At 62.6% G+C, this 4,160-nt stretch carries 3 protein-coding genes and 1 pseudogene; 3 read left to right on the forward strand and 1 reads right to left on the reverse strand.

The genetic code is table 11. From position 1 onward, the window contains the following. The first annotated feature begins 137 nt into the window (after window positions 1–137). Window positions 138–1,016 (forward strand): DMT family transporter, encoded by an 879-nt coding sequence (locus ACS8Y6_RS18255; RefSeq protein ID WP_440856229.1) that lies wholly within the window; start codon window positions 138–140, stop codon window positions 1,014–1,016. A 222-nt stretch (window positions 1,017–1,238) separates the two neighbouring features. Here the strand turns inward: ACS8Y6_RS18255 and ACS8Y6_RS18260 are convergent, their stop codons facing one another. Further along, on the reverse strand, window positions 1,239–3,479 hold the full coding sequence (locus ACS8Y6_RS18260; protein WP_440856228.1) for a molybdopterin-dependent oxidoreductase: 2,241 nt from the start codon (window positions 3,477–3,479) through the stop codon (window positions 1,239–1,241). 193 nt (window positions 3,480–3,672) lie between these two features. Between ACS8Y6_RS18260 and ACS8Y6_RS18265 the strand changes: the two genes are divergently transcribed. Beyond that, window positions 3,673–3,984, forward strand: coding sequence for an ArsR/SmtB family transcription factor (locus ACS8Y6_RS18265; protein ID WP_109992153.1), 312 nt, complete (start codon window positions 3,673–3,675; stop codon window positions 3,982–3,984). Continuing rightward, a pseudogene (locus tag ACS8Y6_RS18270) lies at window positions 3,981–4,160 on the forward strand (MFS transporter); the annotation flags it as partial. The gene ACS8Y6_RS18265 and the pseudogene ACS8Y6_RS18270, both read left to right, overlap by 4 nt.

Genomic DNA, 4,160 nt, shown 5'->3' on the forward strand with positions numbered 1-4,160 from the left:
CTCGACGGATTTGCGGTCTCCAACGCGGCACGTGTACGAAACGGCAACAGGCCCTCGAACTATCTCGTGTCCGGTATCACGCGAGGTTCTTGGCAATGAGTGCAATCAAACCACGGATGGGCGCACGGGAGTGGGCGATGCTCCTGGCGCTCGCGCTTCTCTGGGGTGGGTCGTTCTTCTTCGTGGAGATCGCGCTCGACTCGGTCTCGCCACTCACGATCGTATTCCTGCGGGTTACGCTGGCGGCCGTCGCGCTCTGGTGCGGCTCGTTGCTCGCCGGCGTCCGCATCCCGCGTGATCGGCATACCTGGGCCGCGTTCGCCGTCATGGCCGTGCTGAATAACGTGGTGCCGTTCTCTGTTATCGCGTGGGGACAACAACAGATCGGCGCGGCATTGGCCTCCATCCTGAACGCCACCACGCCGTTTCTGACCATATTGGTCGCCGCCGTGTGCTTGCCCGACGAGCGGATCACGCCGAATAAGGTGGTCGGTGTCGTCGTGGGTTTTTTCGGCGTTGCCCTGGTTGTCGGTGGCAATAGCGCGATTCACGTCGGCCAGGACCTCATGGCACAACTGGCGATCGTCGGTGCGGCACTGTCTTATGCCTGCGCCGGCGTGTACGGGCGCCGCTTCAAACGCATGGGGGTCGACCCGATCGCGGTCGCGACAGGCCAGGTCACGATGTCCAGCCTCGTACTCCCGTCACTGATGCTTGTTTTCGGCTCGGCGCTGCCGTCGACAAGCATCGGTCCGGCGGTCTGGATGGCGCTCATCGCCCTCGGCCTCTTTTCGACCGCCTTGGCCTATATCCTGTACTTCCGTCTGCTACAGAGTGCGGGGGCGACCAATCTGTTGCTGGTCACGTTGTTGATTCCCGCGGTGGCGGCTGTGCTGGGCGTTGCAGTCCTCGGCGAATCACTCCATCCGGCCGATTATGCGGGCGTCGCGTTGATTGGGGTCGGCTTGCTAACCATTGATGGCCGTCTATTGATAACGGCTCTGCCCAGGTTGTAGCGCCGTCTGTCTTGCAGAGATAGACGCTTCGATGGCGCGGGAAACAACAATCGACTCGGTGCCGCGTCGCACGGTAGAGGCGGATGATTCGGTCGCGGGCCAACCTCGTTGCGATCGGGGATGTCCTGGCTCGCCAGGAACGACGCCGGGCCGTTATTTCGCGACCGGCAGCGATTAACAGTGGGTGCCGGGATGCGCGTGCACGGCCTGTTCGAGTGGCCGTCATTCGTGCCGTACGGCTTCCACCAGGCAACTGTGTGCTGCACTACCTTGGGACAACCGGGAAGCGCGCCGATCCTGAGTGACTGCGTTGGGATTGCCGGCCAGTTCGAGACTCGCAAAATCCGTCGGATCTTCCGGGGTATACCAGGCCCCTGTCGGCAATATGACGACGCCGGGCATCAGCGTTGCCGACAGAGTGGCGCCGACCAGGCAAGCGCCCCGGGCATTGAACAATTTGACCGTATCGCCTTCGCGGATTCCACGCATAACGGCATCCTCGGTACAGAACACCGCGGCCTCGCGCGCGGCGACCTTGTCACGCTGACTCGCGCCTACCGCGTCCAGTTGGCTGTGCAACCGGTTCGCGGGCTGTGGAGAAAGCAGGTGCAGTGGGTAGGTCTGTGCCAGCTCGCCGCCCAGCCATTCTTTGGGGGCAACCCAGCTTGCATGGGGCGGGCAGTCCCCATAGGCAAAGCTCGCGATCGTTTCAGAGAACAGTTCAATGCGACCCGAGGGCGTTGACAACGGGTGAGCCTCGGGCGCCTCGGCAAAGTCGGCCAGAAGCGTCGTCGAGCGTGGCGCTTCCAGCTCATCGTCCAGGGTGTGGATGCCCTTTTGACGAAAAGTTCGATAGTCGGGCAACTCGGGAAATTTTTCTCGGTAGCCGGCGTATAGATAGGCCAGCCAATCTTCGGTATTGCGCTGCTCGGCGAATTTATCGGCAACGCCGAGGTGGTCAACGATCATCGTGCAGATCTGATGGTCGTCGCGGGCATCGGCATAGGGTGCATGGGTGGCGCGATTGAATACGATCGTCCGGTCGTGGCTCGATACGGCGATGTCGTTGCGTTCGAACGGTAGCGTCGAGGGCAGCACGATATCCGCATGCTGTGCCGTCGCGGTCCAGACCGGCTCGTGAACAATGATCGTTTCAGGCCGCTGCCAAGCGTGTCGCAGCCGGTTCAGGTCCTGGTGGTGATGGAACGGGTTGCCGCCGGCCCAGTAGACCAGTCGTATATCGGGCAGTGAAAGCGTTTGGCCGTTGTATTCGAGGGCGCCGCCGGGGTTGGCGAGCAAGTCGGCGATCGCGGCTACCGGAATGAAGTCGCTCACCGGATTGTGCCCCTGATCGAGTCCGGGCGCTTTGAGGCAGCGAACCGGCTGACCCACCGAATTGACCGAGCCCAGCCCGAACGCAAAGCCGCCGCCCGGCCGGCCGATCTGGCCGCGCATCGCGGCCAGTGCGATCGCCATCCAGTAAGGCTGCTCACCGGCGGTTGCCCGCTGCAGGGACCAGCCAAGATTCAATAGACTGGTCGGCACGCGCAGTGCCTCGATGAAGTGCTCGATCTGCGACGGCCGCGCGCCGGTAATGCGCGCGGCCCATTCGGGCGTCTTGGCCACGCCATCGGCGTCGCCCGTGACATAGGCGGCCAGCCGATCGAAACCGGTGGTCAGTTGCCGGATTTGCCGTTGATCGATCTCGCCGTTTCGAATGCAAGCATGGGCACAGGCCAGCAGCAATGCGGTATCGGTGTTTGGCCGGATCGCGAGGTGTTCGGCGTTCGGGTGGTCGGGCCTATCCGCGGTGTCCGGAGAAACCACGATCAGTCGCATGCCGCGATCGAGCGCCCGGCCCAGCCACTGTTCGACCGTATGGCGTCCAACGCCACCCGGGTCACATTGTGCGTTGGTCAGGCGCATACCGAAGGCCACCAAGCAATCCGTATGGTCGACAATCTGATCCCAGCTCGGGGCACAGGCGTTCGTGCCCGCGTACTCCGGCCCAAGGACATGCGGCAGGAAGGCACTGGCGGTACCGTAGCTGTAGCTGTGTCGGCTCGCGGTGAAGCCACCGGCCAGATTGAGCATGCGCTTGATCTGGCTTTGCGCGTGATGAAAGCGACCCGCACTGGCCCAGCCGTACGAGCCGGCGAAGATCGACCGGTTGCCGTAGTTGCCTGCGATTCGGTCAATCTCATCGGCGACGAATTGCGTGGCTGTATCCCAGGTCACGGGAACGAACGTGTCGGCGCCGCGTATCGATTGTGCATTCCCTTCAAGCCAGCCGCGCCGCACCATGGGTTGGGCGACGCGACAGCGATGCCGAGCGAGTTCGAGATAACTCAGGCCGAAGGCGGTCGGCTGTGGGTCCGCTTGCCAGCCGGACAGGCGGGGGCCCTCAGGTGTTTGATCCACGCGGTAGGTCCCAAAATGGGTGGCGAAGAAATGGTCGCTCATGACGGCCTCCTACCGGTTCGGGCGCTGGCTGACAGCAGTGTCCCTGCGCGCCGCACTGGCGATACAAGTGACCGTACCAATACATCGTACCGAGGCGACGATACAAGGGTGATCTGCTGCAACCAACGAGTGTTGACTGTTCGGCACATGCCGAACTATTATTGTTCGAAGAGATTCGAACAGTTAATGCGCTATGCCCCGCATCTATCAGCATCCGTCTCCAGAGGAAGTGAGCCTGGCCCAAGTGCTTTTCGCCTTGAGCGATCCGACACGGCTGGAAATGGTGCGCATCCTGGCCAGGCGAGATGCCGTGAACAGTCTCGACCTGGCGCCGGACATGCCGAAATCGACGGTGACGCATCACACCGGAACGCTGCGAAAGGCCGGCATCACCACCACGCGCGCGGAGGGCCGCAACTGCTGGATCAGCCTGCGGCGTGAGTTGTTGGACGCAAAGTTTCCGGGGCTCCTGGATACGGTGTTGAAACAGGAGTCGGGGGCATGATTTATCTGTTGTGGCCGGTGGTACTCGGCGGTTTCGCGCTTGGGCTGGATGCCTATGTGCTCGCCGGCCTTTTGCCGCACATCGCCCAGGACTTGCAAACGACGCAGGCGATGGCCGGGCAAGGGCCTGTTGCCGTTTCGTCCGCGTCCGCGCCAAGCGCTGTTTTGCGGCAAGAC

Origin of the sequence: Salinisphaera sp. RV14 (assembly GCF_052044135.1) — a bacterium.
In the GTDB taxonomy this organism is placed as follows: Bacteria; Pseudomonadota; Gammaproteobacteria; order Nevskiales; family Salinisphaeraceae; genus Salinisphaera.